Genomic DNA, 16,591 nt, shown 5'->3' with positions numbered 1-16,591 from the left:
TATGGCTGAGGTTCTGAACTTCGAGCACAACGGCATTACCGTCAATGCCACCGAATCCCCCGAGGCCATGGGTGGCCTGGGTGACAACGTCATCGGTCTGGTCGGCACCGCGCCGAAAGCCGATCCGCTGATTCCGCGCAACGCACCGTTTCGCATCAACAGCTTCACCACCCACGCGCTGCTCGATCCGACCGGCGCGGAAGAGGGCACCCTGTACCACGCGGTTTACCAGATCCTCAAAGTGGTCAAGGTGCCGGTGTACGTGGTGATCGTCGAGGCGGGCGCGACCCCGGCCGACACCGTCAACGCAGTGATCGGCGGCATAGAGCCAGCCACTGGCCGCAAACTCGGTCTGGCGGCACTGGGCAGCGTCCCGGAAGACCTGACCATTATTGGCGCGCCGGGCTTCACCGGCACCAAGGCGGTGGCCAGCGAGTTTGCCTCGTTCGGCAAGCGCATCAAGGCCCGTGTGGTGCTGGACGGCAAGGACGCTTCGGTCGCTGACCAGGTGACTTACAGCCAGGAACTGGGCGGCGCTGACCTCGGTTTCGACCGTTGCCTGGTGGTGCATAACATGCCGGCTGTTTACTCGAAAGCCGCGAAGAAAAACGTCTTCCTCGCACCATCCAGTCTGGCGATTGCCGCACTGGCCAAGGTCAAGCAATGGGAAAGCCCGGGCAACCAGGTGACCTACGCCGAAGACGTGTCCCGGGTCGTTGAGTACAACATCCTCGACACCTCCACCGAAGGCGATCTGCTCAACCGCTACGGCGTCAGCTATTACGCCCGCACCATCCTTGGCGGCTTCTCGCTGCTGGGCAACCGCTCGATCACCGGCAAGTTCATCAGCTACGTCGGTCTGGAAGATGCCATCAGCCGCAAGCTGGTGAAGGCCGGCCAGAAAGCCATGGCCAAGAACCTGACCAAGTCGTTCATGGATCAGGAAGTCAAACGCATCAACGACTGGCTGCAGACCCTGGTCGCCGACGAAACCATTCCCGGCGGCAGCGTCTACCTGCACCCGGAACTCAACAGCGTCGAGAAGTACAAGAACGGCACCTGGTACGTGGTCATCGACTACGGCCGCTACGCGCCGAACGAACACATGGTTTATCAACTCAACGCCCGCGATGAAATCATCGAGCAGTTCCTGGAGGACGTTCTCTAATGTTTACCAACCGTAATCGCCAGGCCATCGCGGCCACCCTGCAAGGCCTGCCGCTGTCGGCGACCGTGGAGGAATTCACTCCGCCGAAGATCGAATTCGACGTGGAAAACATGACCGGCGGCCGCTTCATCGTCGAGGAAATGGCCAAGAGCGCCAAGGCCCTCGGCGCCAAGCTGATCCTGCAGGGCACCGGCCCGGAAATCATGCTTGCACTGGGTGTGAAGCTGGGCGAAGACATCCTGCTGAACGTGCGCGAAGCCGGTCAGGATCAGGACGGCAACACCTGGTTCACCTACCACACCGTGGGCGGCAAGCTGAAGATCCTCGATGAGGGCACGATCAAAATGGGCGAGAAACCCAAGACCACCCTGGAGCTCTCCTGCCGCACCTACACCCGCCTGGAAAACGGCATCCCGGTGATCGACATCGACGTGCGCACCCAGAAGTTCGTGCTCAACGGCGTCGACATCCTCGGTGATGCCCGTCGTGCGGTACTGATGCCGTAAGCCTTTTTGGCAGACCGTGCACAAACCCTGTGGGAGCGGGCTTGCCCGCGATGGCGGTGGATCAATCAACATCATTGTTGAATGTGCCGACCTCATCGCGGGCAAGTCGAATCGTCGCACCGCCGCTCCCACAAGGGACTGCAACACCCCCTCAAGAATCACCAAGGAATTCATTCATGTCGTGGATGCCACCCAAGCATGACCTGCTGTCGCCGATCACCGGTGACGACGGCTCGCAGATCGAATCGATCCAGCTCAAGCCCCTCTTCTACGCCGCCCAGAAAGAAGCGCTGGAACGCGCCGGCGATGACGAAGACGATCAGTTCTTCGAACTGGCGCTGCTGGCCACCGGGCTGTCGGTCAAGGAGCTCGACCAGCTCAAGCGTCCGGACTACGTGACCATTGCGCAGTACGTACACGAGATGTCGACCCGTCCGGCGTCGTACTTTCTCGACCAGGTCGAAGACGCGGAAAAATCCGACGATCCCGACCAGGTGCAACTGCTGCAGCCGCTCGCCGTGACCGGCCGCACCGTGACCTCGCTGAGCCTGGAAATGCCGGCGCTGCGGGCCACCAAGGTGATGAAGAAACTGAAAACGGCCAAGGAACGCGCCGAGTTCATCACCGCCCATTGCACCGGCCTGATGATCCCCGATCTGGCTCTGATGAGCGTCCCTGACTGGACGCAATTGCAGGTGCGCATCGACGATTTTTTAAACCAGCCGGCGGCCTTCTTTCAGAACGCGACATCGAAGTAATCCTCGATATCGTGCCACTCATTTACCCGGTAAGTGAGGCGGAAATTCTGGAGTGGGACGCCGAAAAGGCGTTGCGCCGCTACGACATAGCGATCACTCGCCTTGGCGTGAAACAGGAGTAGAGCGGCATGGCACAGAGCAGATATGCGCTCGTGAACGCCGGTGAGAGTGGCAATACGGCGGACGCACTCACGGCCAACCCCGGCAAATCGCTGCAGGATCTGAACCTGGCGCTGTCCCTGGCCAGCGTGGATATTCGCTTGCTCACGCAGGAACAGATCAAGCTGCGGGAACTGCTGGTCAGCCAGCAGTCGTTGTTCAAGGTCGTCACGGCACCGCCAGCCGCCAATAGTGAGCCGAAGTCAAAACTCAAGGCGGAAATCGAGCAGCGCCCACCACCGAAAACACTGCAATCGGCGATGGCCAACGAGACGGCACTGGTTGAGTTTAATCAGCTGCTGCACCTGAGCAACGAATCACTTCAGGCATTCTCGGAAAAGAACCTGGAAATCGCCAGTGACAAACGGGTTGCCCCCAGCGGGGTTACTGGCGCGGATCTGCTGCAAGTGCAGCTCGCAGGGCTGCGGTCCGGCATCAGTGATGGCCTGCAGGGCGAGCAGAAAACGGAGGCGTTACAGGACTTCTCCCGTGATGCGGCCATCAATGCCTCGGCCTTCAGGATCGATGTCAAGGCGGCTGGCGAAATGTTGTCGGGCTGGCGCACCGCCTTGAAGCTTGATCGGGTGCAGAGCCAGAGTCTGGCAGACGCGACCAACTACCTTGGCAACAGTGGCCTGAACGTCAAAGCCGCCGACATCGGCTCCGTTGTTCAAAGCGCCGGTGAGGGTGCCAAGGCTGTCGGGATGACACCCGAGCAAGTGGCTGCACTGGCGGCGGCGTTCCTCAACAGCGGCGCCAGCAAGACAGATGCCGCAGCGGCGCTGAAGAATTTCACGACGGTTCTGGGCAAGGGAGAGTCCGCATCGTCGGCGCAGCGTTCGGCCTGGGCCGACATAGGTCTGAACCCGGAGTCGCTAGCGCGTGGATTGAGTGGCGATGCACCCGAAACGATCAAGCTGGTTCTGGAACAACTCAAGCAACAGCCTGAAGAGAAACAGGCTTCGCTGACTAATACGCTGTTTGGCAATAACGATGCAATCCTCGAGTTGTTGAAGAAACCTGAGGATGTTCAAACGGCGTTCAAGCTGGTTGCTGACAAGTCCCTGTATGCAGACTCGGCGGGAAAAACCGCTGAGGCTTATGGCAATACATCGCAGGGACGCTGGAATGCGCTGGATGCGAGTCTCAACCGGCTGTCCACGGCAGTCGGCAATGCATTGGCCCCGGTGACGGACGGCTTCGCCATCGGGCTCACTGCGGTGGTCAATGGACTGAGCGCAGCCGCCGAAACTTTCCCGTTTGTCACCGCTGCACTGACATTGCTGGGTGTGGCTGCCACGCCGTTCGTGGCGGGCGCTCTGAAAACCGGCGTGTCGGCCGTGCTTGATGCGGTCTCCACGAGACTTCTGCGCCTGGCCGCAGCACGTTTACCGTCCGAAGTCGGCGATTTGATCACCGGTGACGATGACAACGGCGGCGGTCGCAAAAAGAAACGATCGGCTCGCAAGTCGGGTCAGGGCAAGCAGGCCAAAGCCTCTGCGAAAGGTGCCCGGCCCCGCACGCCCGCTGTTCGTCAAAGCCTGGGCAGTCGACTGCGCGGTGCAGCGATGAAGGTCATGCCTTCGATCAAACGTGCGTCTGCCAGGGTCTTGCCTGCAGTGCGGAGCTTCGGACCCAAGGTCATGCCGATGCTGTCCCGGATGGCACCTTTGGTGGGTAAGGTCGCTGTCCCGTTAATGGTGGCGCACGCCGCTTACACAGGGCTCAAAGGCGTGCGTGAAGGCGATGAAAAAGCGGTGGGAAGCGCAAAAGGTGAGCTGGCGGGGACAGCCATTGGCGCTCTGGTCGGCTCGTTTATTCTTCCAGGTTTCGGTACTGCCATCGGGAGTATCGCGGGTGGATATTTCGGCTCATTGGTGGGAGAAGCACTCGCAGACCCGCCAGCCGACAAACTCGCTGCGCCGGGAGATGTCGCGAAAAACCTGGTCAACGCTCCCACCCAAAGTCAAAACCAGCAAGTCACCTTCTCCCCACTGATCCAGGTCACCTGCCCGGCACCGGATACTGCCGAGCAGATTCGCACGATCATCGGGCAGCAACTGAGCGGGCAGTTCCACGGCCAGTTCCTGCCGCTGTTGACCAACAACCCGCTCGCCACTCGCCGTGACGCAGCCCTGACCGATGGAGTCGCCCGATGAAACAACAAATGGCACTGGGCAGTTTCATCTTCGGACTGTCCCGGGATTTTGCGTACAGCACGCTGTCGCGAAAATCCGATGGCGGCTGGACCGAGCTGCAGATCCTCAACAGCAAGCCCAAAGCCCATCAGACAGGGCAGAAGCCCGAAACCCTGACCATTGGCGGCACCTCGATGTATGCCGTGGCGATGGACCGGCTCGATGAGCTGCGGGCGCTGCAAGCGTTGAGAGCACCGCTTCCGTTGATTGACGGCATTGGTCGCAACTGGGGTTTGTGGCGGATCACCAGCATCGACGAAAACCAGAGCGAGGTCATCGATGACGGCACCGCGATGGTGGTCAAGTGGGTGATCGTATTGACGGAGTTCAACAATGCGTAAGGTACGAAGCGTGGCCGGCGATTCGGTGAATCTGTTGTTGTACCGCGAAACCGGTCGCAGCGATGACAGCGCCGAAGAAGCCCTGTGGAAACTCAACCCGACACTGGCCGAACACGGTCCGATCCTGTCGGCGGGTGTCTGGGTGACACTCCCGGAACTCGATAGCAAACCGGCGGCGATCAGACCGGTTCTGGCCTGGGATTAAGGAGGCGGCATGGCACAGGGATTTACACCGGCGATTGAAATCTACGGCGCCAACAAGGACCTGCTGAACCAGCGCCTGATCAGTTGGGAACACATCGATGCCGCGGGGATGGAGTCCGATCAACTGACGCTGGTACTCGACCTGGAAGGCCTTGAAGGCTTGCCGACCCTGGGCGGAACCATCGGCCTGCGGGTGGGGTATCTGGAGACCGGGCTGGTCGAAAAGGGCCAGTTCAAGGTCACTCGACTGACACCGACGCTGTTCCCGCTGCGCCTGACGCTGGTCGCGACAGCCGCGCCTTTCAGCGGCAAGGACGAAACCGGATTCAAGGAACGGCGCACGGCCAGTCATGGCCCCACGACGCTTGGCGGGCTGTTTCGCAAACTGGTCGAGCCGCACGGTTTCTCGCCGCGCGTCGATCCCGAACTGGCGCTGATCAGGATCGCTCATGTCGACCAGTCGAACGAAACCGACATGGGCTTCATCACACGACTGGCGAAGAAGTACGACGCGGTGGCCAAACCGTTCAACGACCTCTACGTACTGGCGAAACCGGCGCAGCTCAAAAACCTGTCGGGTCAGGTGATACCGAATGTGAGGCTGTCGGTGACCCACAACAATCGGCCGGGCGATCACGCCTTCATCAGCGCCACGCTGGAAGAGACCGCCCGCACCCAGAATCAGGGTTGTAAAGTCTGTTGTTGGGACCCCAATGCCGGCAAACAGGTGGAGGTCAAAACCGGCTCGGCGCCCTACAAGGTCGTTCGTCAGAAGCAGGCCAGTGTGGAAGAAGCCAAAGCCATCGGCGAAGCCGAAGTGCGCAAGATGCTGCGCGAGAAATACAAGCTGAAGGTCACGTGCCCGGGCGATCCGCTGCTGGTTGCCGAAGGCCTGTTGGTGCTCGATGACACCTGGCCGGACTTCATGCGCGGTCGCTGGTCGATCGAGAAGGTGACTGCCAGCGGCAAGCCCGAAGAAAGCTATCGCTGCCTGATCGAAGCAAACGGCCGGGATCCCGAGGCAAAAGCCAAGGACTGATCCCCCGATCTCACCACCACACCCCTCACGGTGGTCACTCCCAAAACCTGGAACGCTCCCCATGAAGATCTCCCCGATCCTCACGCAGCTGCGTGCGCAATGCCCAAGCCTTGCCGGCCATATCGCGACAGGTGTCGACCTGGCGATGCTGCAAGGTAACCCGGATCTGTCGACACCGTCGGCCCACGTTTTACCGCTGGCCGACCTGGCCAGCGCCAGCACCGCACAGAACTCCGCCAGCCAGCCGATCCGCGACCGTTTCGAAATCGTCCTGGTGCTCGACGCCACGGATGCCACAAAAGCGCTGGATCTGTTGCACGACCTGCGCGCCGAACTGTGGCGTGCGCTGGTGGGTTTCAAACCCGGTTCGGACTACAGCGCCATCGTTTATGACGGCGGCGAAACGGTCTCGATCAACAGCAGCCGCGCGTTTTACCGGCTGCGATTTTTTGCCGAGTTCCAGCTGGGCCGCAATCTGCCAAGTCAGCCTGCGGAGAGTTGGCACGAACGCGAACTGGACGGTTTGTCGTCCTTTACCGGGGTCACCGTGCGGGTCGATGCGATCGACCCGGCCGATCCCAACCTGAAACATCCCGGCCCTGACGGGCGCGTGGAAATGACTTTCTCTGGAGACGTAACCCCATGAGCAACCGCATCACCGTAGTGCCGGCCGCCGGCCGTGCCGTGCCGGACCCGGAAGCAGGCGACCTGCTGCCACTGGAAGGCCGTGAAGTGCTGGACAGCGCCTGGTGGCGCCGGCGTCTGGCCGACGGCGATATCACCCTCAAAACCGCAACAGCTAAACAAAAGGGAGCCAAATAATGGCGATCGGATTCAGCAACATTCCTGCGGACATTCGTGTACCGCTGTTCTATGCCGAAATGGACAACTCGGCCGCCAATAGCGCGTCCTCGTCCATGCGCCGCCTGATCGTGGCGCAGGTCAACGACAACATCGCCCCGAGCGAAGTCGGCAAACTGGTGCTGGTTTCCAGCGTGGCACTGGCCAAGAGCATTGGCGGCCAGGGTTCGATGCTGGCGTCGATGTATGAGACCTTCCGCAAGGCCGACCCGATCGGTGAGATCTGGTGCCTGCCGCTGCACAACGCCACCGGCGCCATCGCCAAAGGCGTGCTGACCCTGACCGGCACCGCGACTCAGGCTGGTTTGCTCAACCTGTATGTCGGCGGTGCGCGTGTGCAGGCTACCGTGGTCAACGGTGCCACCGCTGCCCAGGCGGCCACCGCCCTGGCACAGAAAATCAATGCCACCGCCGATCTGCCGGTGAGCGCTGCGGCTGCCGAAGGCGTGGTAACCCTGAACGCCAAATGGACCGGCGAGAGCGGCAACGACATCAGCCTGCAATTCAATCGCCTGGGCAAAAGCAACGGCGAAGAAACCCCGGCCGGCCTGACCACCGCCATCACCGCCATGACCGGCGGCGTCGGTGTGCCGGATCAAGTGGCGGCCGTTGCCGCACTGGGTGACGAGCCGTTCGAATTCATCGCACTGCCATGGTCCGACCTGGCCACCCTCAACACCTGGCAAGCGGTGATGGACGACAGCACCGGTCGCTGGTCCTGGGCCAAGCAACTGTTCGGTCACGTCTACAGCGCCAAGCGCGGCACCGTCGGCACTCTGGTGGCAGCCGGTCAGGCACGCAACGACCAGCACATGACCATTCAGGCGCTGGAGCCGGGCGTTCCGCAACCGGTGTGGGTACAAGCCGCTGCACTGGCTGCACGTACTTCGGTGTTCATCTCTGCCGACGCCAGCCGTCCGACCCAGAGCGGCAGCCTGCCGGGCGTCGATCCGGCTCCGGCCAGCGAGCGCTTCACCCTGACCGAGCGTCAGTCGCTGCTCAACTACGGCATCGCCACCGCGTACTACGAAGGCGGCTACGTGCGCATCCAGCGCTCGATCACCACCTATCAGAAGAACGCTTACGGCCAGGCCGACAACTCGTACCTGGACAGCGAAACCATGCACCAGTCGGCGTTCATCGTGCGTCGTCTGCAAAGCGTGATCACCAGCAAGTACGGTCGTCACAAACTGGCCTCCGACGGCAGCCGCTTCGGCGCCGGCCAGCCGATCGTTACCCCGGCGACCATCCGCGGTGAGCTGATCGCCCAGTACGCCAAGCTCGAACTGGAAGGCCACGTGGAAAACGCCGAGCTGTTCGCCGAGCACCTGATCGTCGAGCGCGACGTGCAGGACCCGAGCCGCGTGAACGTGCTGTTCCCGCCTGATTACATCAACGGTCTGCGCGTGTTCGCACTGCTCAACCAGTTCCGTCTGCAGTACGACGACGTTGCCTGATCGGCCCGTTTGAATCTGTGAATCCAGCCCACCTTGCGTGGGCTTTTTATTTGAAGGGAGTAACACCATGGGTCAACTGATTGCAGGCACCTGCTACGTCAAGGTCGACGGTGCACAACTGACCATCAACGGCGGCTGCGAAGCCCCGCTGATGGCCGTCAAACGCGAAACCGTCGTACCTGGTTTCTACAAGGAAACCGACATCGCGCCATCGTTCAAGGTGACCGCGTTGCACACCGCCGACTTCCCGCTGAAGAAGCTGATCGAAGGCACCGACATCACCGTCACCTGCGAATTCAGCAACGGCAAAGTCTACGTACTGGCCGGTGCCTACCTGGTCGAAGAACCAGTCTCCAAAGGCGATGACGCCACCATCGAACTGAAATTCGAAGGCATCAAGGGGACCTGGCAATGAGCGGCGCCGTGAAGCTTCAAGTTGCGATCGAAGCTCACGGCGAGCCCCTGACCGAACTCGTCCTGCGCCGTCCAACGGTGCAGGAGGTGCGAGCGATCAAGGCGCTGCCGTACAAGATCGACAAGAGCGAAGAGGTCAGCCTCGACATGGACGTGGCGGCCAAATACATCGCCGTGTGCGCCGGCATTCCTCCGTCGTCGGTCAACCAGCTGGACCTGGCTGACCTCAACGCGTTGAGCTGGGCCGTTGCGAGTTTTTTCATGAGTGCGGCGTCGGAGCCATCACCGACCTGATTTCGGTCGCCTATGACCTGGCCTGGTTCTGGAAGGTTGACCCCGAACAGATGATGGCCAGGCCACTGGATGTGCTTCGCGAATCGCTGGAGCACGCGCAACGGATCAATGCGATGCAGCAGGTGCAGTGATGGCTAATACACAATTGAGCCTGATCCCGCAGAACTTCCCCGTCACGGTCAACATGCTCGTGGTGCTCAAGGGCGCCGAAAAAATGGAGACCGAGATGAAGGGGCTGCGCGGCAAGGTCGCAGCATTCAAGAAAAGCATGGAAGACAGCGGCCTCGAGCCGCTGGACGTCGCCGGTTTCATCGCCGAAGGTGGCCTGCTCAAGCCGTTTCAGGACGGCATCAAAAAGGCCATCGAAGCGCAGGATGCACTGGCGAAAAAAGTCCGGGCGAACAAGGGGCTGAAAGTCCCCAAGATCGTCCAGGGCGAAACCTCCGCCAACCTCAATAAGTTCAACGAGGCGCTGGACAAGGTTTCGCTGAATATCGGTCAGGCGCTGCTGCCGGCCGTCAACGGCATCGTCACGGCGTTGACGCCCGTGATCACCTCGGTTGGCCAGTTCGTCGCGAACAACCCGTACCTCGTCGAGGGACTGGCGGCTGCGGCCGTGGCGTTCACGGTGGTGACAGTGGGTGCGATGGGGCTTGTCGCGGTGTTGGGGATCCTGACTTCACCGATCGGCCTGATTGCTGCGGCTATTGCTGCGGCGGTGGCGGTCATCGTGATTGGCGCGCGTCTAATCAGCAATAACTGGGCTTCGATTTCCGGGGTCTTCAGCAAGTTCTGGACTGCCACCGGTGATGCGTTCGATGCCGGGATCGCGAAAGTCAGCGAGGTTCTGGACTTGATGGCGGCATCGTTTCACAAAGCATGGGATGAAACACGCCAACTGTTTTTTGCCGGCCTCGACAGCGTAGTGAGCTTCTTCAACGATACGGTGGCAAGTGCCGAGGCGGGCATCGAAAAACTCAAGGCGAGGTTTTCCTTTTCGCCTCGAGAGGCGATGGAGAAAGCACTGGCAACGGCCAGTACGGTAGTCAGTGATTTTTGCTCGCAAGCAATCGCCAGTGCCACGGCAGGCATCGAGAAACTCAAGGCGAGATTTTACTTTTCGCCCCGTGAGGTGATGGACAAAGCATTGGCAACAGCCAGTAGCGTCGTCAGCGATTTCTGCAATCGAGCGATCACGAGCGCAACGGCAGGGATCGAAAAACTCAAGGAGACGTTCTATTTCTCGCCTCGTGAGGTGATGGACAAAGCGTTGGCTACAGCCAGTAACGTCGTCAGCGATTTCTGCAGTCGAGCAATCGCGAGTGCCACGGCGGGCATCGAGAAACTCAAGGAGACCTTCTATTTCTCGCCTCGTGAGGTGATGAATAAAGCGTTGGCAACGGCCGGCAGCGTCGTCGGTGATTTCTACGACCGCGCGATGGCCAGTGCCGCAGCGGGAGTCGAACAGCTCAAGGCGCAGTTCACCTGGTCGCCCATGCAGGCGATGACTCAGGTCTGGGAGCCGGTCAAGAATCTGCTCGGTGATCTGGTCGGTGGCGTGGCGGCAAATGCAGCGACGCAGTGGGAACAGGTCAAATCGATCTTCACACAATCCCCGGTCGCGATGATTGAAACTGCCTGGCAACCGGTGGCTGGAGTGTTCTCGGCGCTCTGGGATGTCCTGCGGGCTTCGATGGTCGAGCTGCAGAATAATCTGCGCAGCGTGTTCGACGTGTTGCCCGTGGAATCGGCAACCGCAGCCTGGAATGGCGTGACCGGGTACTTTTCCGGTTTGTGGGCATTGTTGACCACGGATACGCAATCCGTCACGAGCACCTTCGGCGCGCTGTTCAGTCAATCGCCGATGGAGTCGATCAAGCAAGCCTGGGAGCCGGTCCTCGGCTGGTTCAGCGAACTGTGGGCAAGGCTGCAGAGTGTCGTCGCACCGATCCGGGAATTGCTCAATGGCAATTTTTCCGGCGTTGTGGCGACGATCACCGGGCAATCCCCGGCGGCCGCTTCCGGCTCGTCAGCGATGGCCAGTCCTTTGCCGCAATCCTCCAGCGCCCTGATCCAGCAAAGCGCCGCCAACAACCGCACGCAACTCGAAGGCGGCCTGACGGTCCGCTTCGAAAATGCACCGGCGGGGCTGCGCACCGATCAACCGCAAACCAATCAACCGGGGCTGGCGCTCAGTTCGCGCATCGGCTATCGCTCGCTATCGGCAGGAGGTTCCAATGAACTGGCGTGACCGTTTGTTGCCGGCATCCTTTCGCGGTGTCGGCTTCTGGATCGACCAGGCGAAAACCCCGGTCGGTCGCAAAGGGCAGTTGCACGAATACCCGCAACGCGACCTGCCGTTTTTCGAGGATCTCGGCCAGCAGGCCAAGACCCACGACCTGACGGCGTTCATCATCGGTGCCGATTGCCTGGAGCAGCGCGACAAGCTGCTCCAGGCCCTGGAGCAGGGCAGCGGCGAGCTGGTGCATCCGTGGCTGGGCCGCTTGCAGGTCAAGGTCGGCGAGTGCGACATGACCCACACCCGCCAGGACGGCGGGATGGTGACCTTCACCCTGAAGTTCTACCCGGACCGGCCGCTGCCGTTTCCGACGGCGACGGTCAGCACGCAGAAAGTCCTGCTGATCAAGGCCGACGGTTTGCTCGGTTCGGCGGTGGCGCGCTTTGAACAGGCGATGACCCTGATCAAGGCGGCGCGGATCGGCATCGCCAACCTGCGCAACAGCCTCACCGGTGTGTATGACGTGATCAAGGAGCAACTCAAGCCGCTGATCGCGCAATACAAGCAGATCACCGAACTGGTCAGGGCCGTCAAGGAACTGCCCAAGGAAGTGGCTGCGGAGTTCAAGGGCTTGCTCGGCGATATCAAAGAGCTGAAGGCATTCGCGAAGGAGGGCTACCGTGGCGTGATTGCCGACGTGTCCCAACAGATCGAAGCCATCCGCAAGGCCGACGCCCCGAAGATCACCACCGGCAAGGACACCACCGCTGCGGCGCAGGCCCTGGCCAATCTGGTGCAGGACACCCTGATCGTCAAAGCGGCGCAATGGGTAGCCTCGATGCCGGTGGCGTCGACGCCGGTGAAACTGTCGTCGACGCCTTCGCTGGACCAACAGTCGAAACAGCCGGTCAGCCGTCAGGAAGTGCCGGTCACCGACGATCTGCAAGCGCTGCAAAAAGAGCTGATCGAAGCGCTGCAAAAGGCTCAGGACAAGGCCGATCCCGCGCACTATCAGGCCATCGCCGACGTAAAGGAAGCGCTGATCGCGCACCTCAAGGCCGTGGCTTCGTCCGGTGTGCGACTGGTCAGCAAAACCTTCCAGGAAACCTTTCCGGCGCTGGTCGTGGCCTACAAGCAGTTTGGCGACGCCACTCGGGTGACCGAGGTCATTCAGCGCAATGGTCTGTCTCATCCGAGCTTCTCACCCAACGAAGTCAAGGTTTCCAGGGAGTGAGTCATGAACGAGACTGACAACCGCGTGACGCTGACCGTCGACAGCATGGAATATGGTGGCTGGAAAAGCGTGGAGATCACCGCGGACCTGGAGCGCCAGTTCCGCACCTTCAAACTCGACATCACCTGGCAATGGCCGGGGCAGACCGTGGATCAGCGGATCAAGGCCGGCGACCCGTGCGAAGTGCGGATCGGCCAGGATCTGGTGCTCACCGGTTATGTGTTCAAGGCCCCGATCAGTTATGACGGGCGGCAGATCAGCCTGAGCATCGAAGGCAGTTCCAAGACCCAGGATCTGGTGGATTGTGCGGCGCGAAACATCCCTGGCCAATGGCAGGATCAATCGCTGTTGAACATCGTCCAGGCCTTGGCCGGGGAATACTCGCAGTTTGTGGTCAACGAGATTCCCGAGACTGCACGTCTGAGCAAACACACGATCGTCCCGGGTGAAACGGTGTTTCAGTCGATCGATCGTCTGCTCTCGCTGTACCGGGTGTTTTCCACCGATGACGCCGAAGGCCGGCTGGTACTCGCCAAACCCGGCAGTGCCGGTCGCGCCAGTGACGCGCTGGAGCTGGGCAAGAACATTCTTTCGGCCAATGCGCCGATGGATTTCAGCCAGGTGTTTTCCGAGTACCGGGTGATCGGTCAGCAGAAGGGCAACGACAAGAAGAGCGGGGCGGCGGCCAGCGAAGTGGAATCGACAGCGGCCGACCTGAGTTTCAAACGCCGGCGTACCACGATCATCAACGAAGGCTCGCAACTGACGTTCGAACTGGCCCAGCAACGGGCGCAATGGGAGAGCGCGACGCGTATGGGCCGGGCGCTGACCACGACTTATCAGGTACAGGGCTGGCGTCAGTCCAACGGTGACCTGTGGCGTCACAACACCCTGGTGCGGGTCAAGGATCCGGTGCTCGGGTTCGATGAAGACATGCTGATTTCCAAGGTGACGTACTCGCTGTCGGCGCAAGGTTCGGTGACCACCCTGCAAGTGGCGCCACCGCATACCTTCGACGCCAATCCGACCCCACCGAAAAAGCCACCAGCCTGACATCGCCTCTGTGGGGGCGAGCCTGCTCGCGATAGCGGTAGACCTGTCAGTGCAGAAGTGTCTGCCAGATCGCCATCGCGAGCAGGCTCGCTCCCACAGGTGGGCGGCGGGCTGACATTCCAAGGAAAACCCTATGAGCCTACTGACACGCCTGCTGGCGCGCGGCACTGTCGTGCTCGCCAGTTCGGCCTCCAAGCTGCAATCGCTGCAAATGCGCCTTACCGCCGGTGAAGTGAACGACGACATGGAGCACTTCGAACCCTACGGCTTCACCAGCCACCCGCTGGCCGGTGCCGAAGGCGTCGTCACCTTTCTTGGCGGCGACCGTTCCCACGCCATCGCGCTGGTGGTCGCTGACCGCCGTTATCGCCTGCAATCGCTGGCGGCCGGCGAAGTGGCGATCTACACCGACGAAGGCGACAAGATCCACTTCAGGCGTGGGCGGATCATCGATATCGAAACCTCCACCCTCAACATCCGCGCCAGCACCGCCGTGAACTTCGACACACCGGTGATCAACCAGACCGGCAAGATCGTTTCCAAAGGTGATCAGTTGGCCGGCGGCATCAGCCAGATCAAGCACGTGCATGGCGGCGTGCAGGGTGGCAGCGGCCAGACCGGCGTGCCGGCGGGAGGTCAGTGATGCTTTTCAGTCAGAACCTTCACGCCGCGCTGACCCGTTCAGTGCTGATCAGCCTGTTCTCCTGGCGCCGTGCGGCCGACGACGATGCTCTTGACGACGAGGAGCGTTACGGCTGGTGGGGCGACACCTTTCCTACCGTGGCCGACGATCGCATCGGCTCGCGGCTGTGGCTGCTGCGCAGGGTCAAGCTGACCCGGCAGACCCAGATGGACGCCGAGTTCTATGCCCGCGAAGCCCTGCAATGGCTGATCGATGACGGCCACTGCAGCGCCATCGACATCATCAGCGAACGCCTCGATGCCCAGCGCCTGAACCTGCGCACGGTCCTGACCCTGGCCGACGGCGAACGCCTGGACATCAACCCCGATAACAGTTGGCAGGTGATCTATGCCGTTTGAAACCCCTTCGCTGCCGGTGCTGATCAAGCGCACCCAAAGCGACCTGGCCGGCGATTCGCTGCGCCAGTCCGATGCGCAAGTCCTGGCCCGCACCGTCGGTGGTGCCGCTTATGGTCTGTATGGCTACCTTGACTGGATTGCCGAGCAGATCCTGCCCGACACCGCCGACGAATCGACCCTGGAACGCATCGCTGCACTGCGCTTGAACCAGCCGCGCAAACCGGCGCAAGTCGCCACCGGCAGCGTCAGTTTTACCGCGACCGCGGGCGCTGTGCTGGACGTTGATACGTTGCTGCAATCGAGCGATGGCCGTACCTACAAAGTCACCATCGCGCGCACCACCGTCAATGGCAGCAACACCACCACCATCGCGGCGCTGGAGGCCGGCAGCCTAGGCAATGCCGATGCCGGACTGGCGCTGACTCCGGTGCAGCCGGTGACCGGCGTGGTCGGCAACAGTTTTGTCGTGCTGGCGCCAGGCCTTAGCGGCGGCGTAGCGCGGGAGAGTCTGGAGTCGCTGCGTTCGCGGGTGATCCGTTCCTATCGCGTCATCCCCCACGGCGGCTCGGCCAGCGACTACGAAACCTGGGCGCTGGAAGTGCCTGGCGTAACTCGCGCCTGGTGCCGTGGTGGCCTGCTCGGGCCGGGCACGGTGACGGTGTTCATCATGCGTGATGAAGATCCGCAACCGGTGCCCAACGACGAGCAACTGGCGGAAGTCCAGGACTACATCGAACCGCTGCGACCGGTGACGGCGGAAGTGCATGTGCAGCGACCGATTCAAGTGCCGGTGGTGTACCGCTTCAAGAGCGTCAACCCGGACACCACCGCCGTGCGCGCCGCCGTCGAAGCGCAGCTGCGCGACCTGCACAACCGTGAAGCCGACCTGGGTGTGCCGTTGCTGATCAGCCATATTCGCGAAGCCATCAGCAGCGCCGGCGGTGAGTACGATCACACCTTGACCGCGCCGGCCGCTGACGTGCCTGCCGGTCAAAGCGAACTGCTCACCTTCGGAGGTTGCGTATGGGGGGCATAAGATCCGCCGCGCAATACCAGGCGCAACTGCGCGCCTTGCTGCCCAGCGGCCCGGCATGGGACCCGGAGCGGGTGCCGGAGCTGGATGAGGTGCTGCAAGGCGTCGCTGCCGAACTGGCACGTCTCGATGTCCGCGCTGCCGACCTGCTCAACGAAATGGACCCGGCCGGCGTCAGCGAACTGGTGCCGGACTGGGAGCAGGTGATGAACCTGCCCGATCCGTGCCTCGGCGCCACACCGCTGTTCGATGACCGTCGCCTGGCCGTGCGCCGCCGCTTGCTCGCGGTCGGCAGCCAGGCCGTCGGCTACTACCTGGAAATCGCCAAAAGCCAGGGTTACCCCAACGCCACCATCACCGAACTCGAAGCCCCGCGCATGGGCCGTTCGCGCTTCGGCGCGGCGCATTGGGGCACCTGGGAAGCGCAGTTCATGTGGACGCTCAACACCGGCGGCCGCCTGCTGCTCGGCCGGCGCTTTGGCGCGAGTTACTGGGGCGAACGCTTCGGCGTGAATCCGGGTTCGGCGCTCGAGTGCCTGATTCACCGGGCGGCGCCGGCGCATACCAAGGTGCACATCAACTATGACTAGGG

The 16,591-nt window shown here is 61.6% G+C and carries 19 protein-coding genes; all 19 read left to right on the top strand.

The window, feature by feature from the left end:
• Nucleotide 1 precedes the first annotated feature (1 nt).
• Nucleotides 2–1,168, top strand: a complete 1,167-nt coding sequence (locus OQ248_RS04625) for a phage tail protein (RefSeq protein WP_114881658.1) — start codon at nucleotides 2–4, stop codon at nucleotides 1,166–1,168.
• Nucleotides 1,168–1,674 carry a phage major tail tube protein gene (locus OQ248_RS04620; protein ID WP_085712871.1) on the top strand — a complete coding sequence of 169 codons (507 nt, stop codon included), beginning with the start codon at nucleotides 1,168–1,170 and terminating at the stop codon, nucleotides 1,672–1,674. Before OQ248_RS04625 ends, OQ248_RS04620 begins: the two co-directional genes overlap by 1 nt.
• A 176-nt stretch (nucleotides 1,675–1,850) precedes the next feature.
• Nucleotides 1,851–2,432 (top strand): phage tail assembly protein, encoded by a 582-nt coding sequence (locus OQ248_RS04615; RefSeq protein WP_119427187.1) that lies wholly within the window; start codon nucleotides 1,851–1,853, stop codon nucleotides 2,430–2,432.
• 260 nt (nucleotides 2,433–2,692) lie between these two features.
• On the top strand, nucleotides 2,693–4,750 hold the full coding sequence (locus OQ248_RS04610) for a phage tail tape measure protein (RefSeq protein ID WP_265812165.1): 2,058 nt from the start codon (nucleotides 2,693–2,695) through the stop codon (nucleotides 4,748–4,750).
• Nucleotides 4,747–5,130 carry a phage tail protein gene (locus OQ248_RS04605; protein WP_265812164.1) on the top strand — a complete coding sequence of 128 codons (384 nt, stop codon included), beginning with the start codon at nucleotides 4,747–4,749 and terminating at the stop codon, nucleotides 5,128–5,130. Before OQ248_RS04610 ends, OQ248_RS04605 begins: the two co-directional genes overlap by 4 nt.
• Nucleotides 5,123–5,335 carry a tail protein X gene (locus tag OQ248_RS04600; protein ID WP_265812163.1) on the top strand — a complete coding sequence of 71 codons (213 nt, stop codon included), beginning with the start codon at nucleotides 5,123–5,125 and terminating at the stop codon, nucleotides 5,333–5,335. Before OQ248_RS04605 ends, OQ248_RS04600 begins: the two co-directional genes overlap by 8 nt.
• A gap of 9 nt (nucleotides 5,336–5,344) precedes the next feature.
• Complete coding sequence (locus OQ248_RS04595) at nucleotides 5,345–6,373, top strand: phage late control D family protein (protein WP_265812162.1); 1,029 nt, start codon at nucleotides 5,345–5,347, stop codon at nucleotides 6,371–6,373.
• A 61-nt stretch (nucleotides 6,374–6,434) separates the two neighbouring features.
• A complete protein-coding gene (locus OQ248_RS04590; protein ID WP_265812161.1) occupies nucleotides 6,435–7,019 on the top strand; it encodes a hypothetical protein in 585 nt (194 codons plus the stop codon).
• A complete protein-coding gene (locus OQ248_RS04585; RefSeq protein ID WP_007954893.1) occupies nucleotides 7,016–7,195 on the top strand; it encodes a DUF2635 domain-containing protein in 180 nt (59 codons plus the stop codon). Before OQ248_RS04590 ends, OQ248_RS04585 begins: the two co-directional genes overlap by 4 nt.
• The gene (locus OQ248_RS04580; RefSeq protein WP_265812160.1) at nucleotides 7,195–8,691 is read left to right on the top strand and encodes a phage tail sheath subtilisin-like domain-containing protein; all 1,497 of its coding nucleotides are present in this window, start codon (nucleotides 7,195–7,197) and stop codon (nucleotides 8,689–8,691) included. Before OQ248_RS04585 ends, OQ248_RS04580 begins: the two co-directional genes overlap by 1 nt.
• A 67-nt stretch (nucleotides 8,692–8,758) precedes the next feature.
• Complete coding sequence (locus OQ248_RS04575; RefSeq protein WP_007908779.1) at nucleotides 8,759–9,106, top strand: phage tail tube protein; 348 nt, start codon at nucleotides 8,759–8,761, stop codon at nucleotides 9,104–9,106.
• Nucleotides 9,103–9,399 carry a phage tail assembly protein gene (locus OQ248_RS04570; RefSeq protein WP_003222226.1) on the top strand — a complete coding sequence of 99 codons (297 nt, stop codon included), beginning with the start codon at nucleotides 9,103–9,105 and terminating at the stop codon, nucleotides 9,397–9,399. The genes OQ248_RS04575 and OQ248_RS04570 overlap by 4 nt, the downstream gene beginning before the upstream one ends.
• A 145-nt stretch (nucleotides 9,400–9,544) precedes the next feature.
• Nucleotides 9,545–11,650 carry a hypothetical protein gene (locus OQ248_RS04565; protein ID WP_265812159.1) on the top strand — a complete coding sequence of 702 codons (2,106 nt, stop codon included), beginning with the start codon at nucleotides 9,545–9,547 and terminating at the stop codon, nucleotides 11,648–11,650.
• Nucleotides 11,637–12,872: a DNA circularization N-terminal domain-containing protein gene (locus tag OQ248_RS04560; protein ID WP_169429098.1), complete on the top strand. Its 1,236-nt coding sequence runs from the start codon at nucleotides 11,637–11,639 to the stop codon at nucleotides 12,870–12,872. Before OQ248_RS04565 ends, OQ248_RS04560 begins: the two co-directional genes overlap by 14 nt.
• Nucleotides 12,873–12,875: 3 nt before the next feature.
• On the top strand, nucleotides 12,876–13,925 hold the full coding sequence (locus tag OQ248_RS04555) for a phage baseplate assembly protein (RefSeq protein ID WP_265812158.1): 1,050 nt from the start codon (nucleotides 12,876–12,878) through the stop codon (nucleotides 13,923–13,925).
• 133 nt (nucleotides 13,926–14,058) lie between these two features.
• Nucleotides 14,059–14,568 carry a phage baseplate assembly protein V gene (locus tag OQ248_RS04550; RefSeq protein WP_265812157.1) on the top strand — a complete coding sequence of 170 codons (510 nt, stop codon included), beginning with the start codon at nucleotides 14,059–14,061 and terminating at the stop codon, nucleotides 14,566–14,568.
• Entirely contained in the window at nucleotides 14,568–14,966 is a 399-nt protein-coding gene (locus tag OQ248_RS04545) for a phage GP46 family protein (RefSeq protein ID WP_096819584.1), read from the top strand. The genes OQ248_RS04550 and OQ248_RS04545 overlap by 1 nt, the downstream gene beginning before the upstream one ends.
• A complete protein-coding gene (locus tag OQ248_RS04540; RefSeq protein ID WP_265812156.1) occupies nucleotides 14,956–16,002 on the top strand; it encodes a baseplate J/gp47 family protein in 1,047 nt (348 codons plus the stop codon). The genes OQ248_RS04545 and OQ248_RS04540 overlap by 11 nt, the downstream gene beginning before the upstream one ends.
• On the top strand, nucleotides 15,990–16,589 hold the full coding sequence (locus OQ248_RS04535; RefSeq protein ID WP_265812155.1) for a putative phage tail protein: 600 nt from the start codon (nucleotides 15,990–15,992) through the stop codon (nucleotides 16,587–16,589). Before OQ248_RS04540 ends, OQ248_RS04535 begins: the two co-directional genes overlap by 13 nt.
• Nucleotides 16,590–16,591: the final 2 nt, after the last annotated feature.

Source organism: Pseudomonas sp. COW5 (assembly GCF_026240005.1).
Classification (GTDB): Bacteria; Pseudomonadota; Gammaproteobacteria; order Pseudomonadales; family Pseudomonadaceae; genus Aquipseudomonas; species Aquipseudomonas kribbensis.
Note: the sequence above shows the minus strand (reverse complement) of the source record. Positions and strands in the feature narration are given on the sequence as shown.

What these genes read in the sequence shown, in the direction of transcription:
- OQ248_RS04625 (WP_114881658.1), top strand. Translation starts at nt 2, where the DNA reads ATGGCTGAGGTTCTGAACTTCGAGCACAACGGCATTACCGTCAATGCC.
- OQ248_RS04620 (WP_085712871.1), top strand. Translation starts at nt 1,168, where the DNA reads ATGTTTACCAACCGTAATCGCCAGGCCATCGCGGCCACCCTGCAAGGC.
- OQ248_RS04615 (WP_119427187.1), top strand. Translation starts at nt 1,851, where the DNA reads ATGTCGTGGATGCCACCCAAGCATGACCTGCTGTCGCCGATCACCGGT.
- OQ248_RS04605 (WP_265812164.1), top strand. Translation starts at nt 4,747, where the DNA reads ATGAAACAACAAATGGCACTGGGCAGTTTCATCTTCGGACTGTCCCGG.
- OQ248_RS04600 (WP_265812163.1), top strand. Translation starts at nt 5,123, where the DNA reads ATGCGTAAGGTACGAAGCGTGGCCGGCGATTCGGTGAATCTGTTGTTG.
- OQ248_RS04595 (WP_265812162.1), top strand. Translation starts at nt 5,345, where the DNA reads ATGGCACAGGGATTTACACCGGCGATTGAAATCTACGGCGCCAACAAG.
- OQ248_RS04590 (WP_265812161.1), top strand. Translation starts at nt 6,435, where the DNA reads ATGAAGATCTCCCCGATCCTCACGCAGCTGCGTGCGCAATGCCCAAGC.
- OQ248_RS04585 (WP_007954893.1), top strand. Translation starts at nt 7,016, where the DNA reads ATGAGCAACCGCATCACCGTAGTGCCGGCCGCCGGCCGTGCCGTGCCG.
- OQ248_RS04580 (WP_265812160.1), top strand. Translation starts at nt 7,195, where the DNA reads ATGGCGATCGGATTCAGCAACATTCCTGCGGACATTCGTGTACCGCTG.
- OQ248_RS04575 (WP_007908779.1), top strand. Translation starts at nt 8,759, where the DNA reads ATGGGTCAACTGATTGCAGGCACCTGCTACGTCAAGGTCGACGGTGCA.
- OQ248_RS04570 (WP_003222226.1), top strand. Translation starts at nt 9,103, where the DNA reads ATGAGCGGCGCCGTGAAGCTTCAAGTTGCGATCGAAGCTCACGGCGAG.
- OQ248_RS04560 (WP_169429098.1), top strand. Translation starts at nt 11,637, where the DNA reads ATGAACTGGCGTGACCGTTTGTTGCCGGCATCCTTTCGCGGTGTCGGC.
- OQ248_RS04555 (WP_265812158.1), top strand. Translation starts at nt 12,876, where the DNA reads ATGAACGAGACTGACAACCGCGTGACGCTGACCGTCGACAGCATGGAA.
- OQ248_RS04550 (WP_265812157.1), top strand. Translation starts at nt 14,059, where the DNA reads ATGAGCCTACTGACACGCCTGCTGGCGCGCGGCACTGTCGTGCTCGCC.
- OQ248_RS04545 (WP_096819584.1), top strand. Translation starts at nt 14,568, where the DNA reads ATGCTTTTCAGTCAGAACCTTCACGCCGCGCTGACCCGTTCAGTGCTG.
- OQ248_RS04540 (WP_265812156.1), top strand. Translation starts at nt 14,956, where the DNA reads ATGCCGTTTGAAACCCCTTCGCTGCCGGTGCTGATCAAGCGCACCCAA.
- OQ248_RS04535 (WP_265812155.1), top strand. Translation starts at nt 15,990, where the DNA reads ATGGGGGGCATAAGATCCGCCGCGCAATACCAGGCGCAACTGCGCGCC.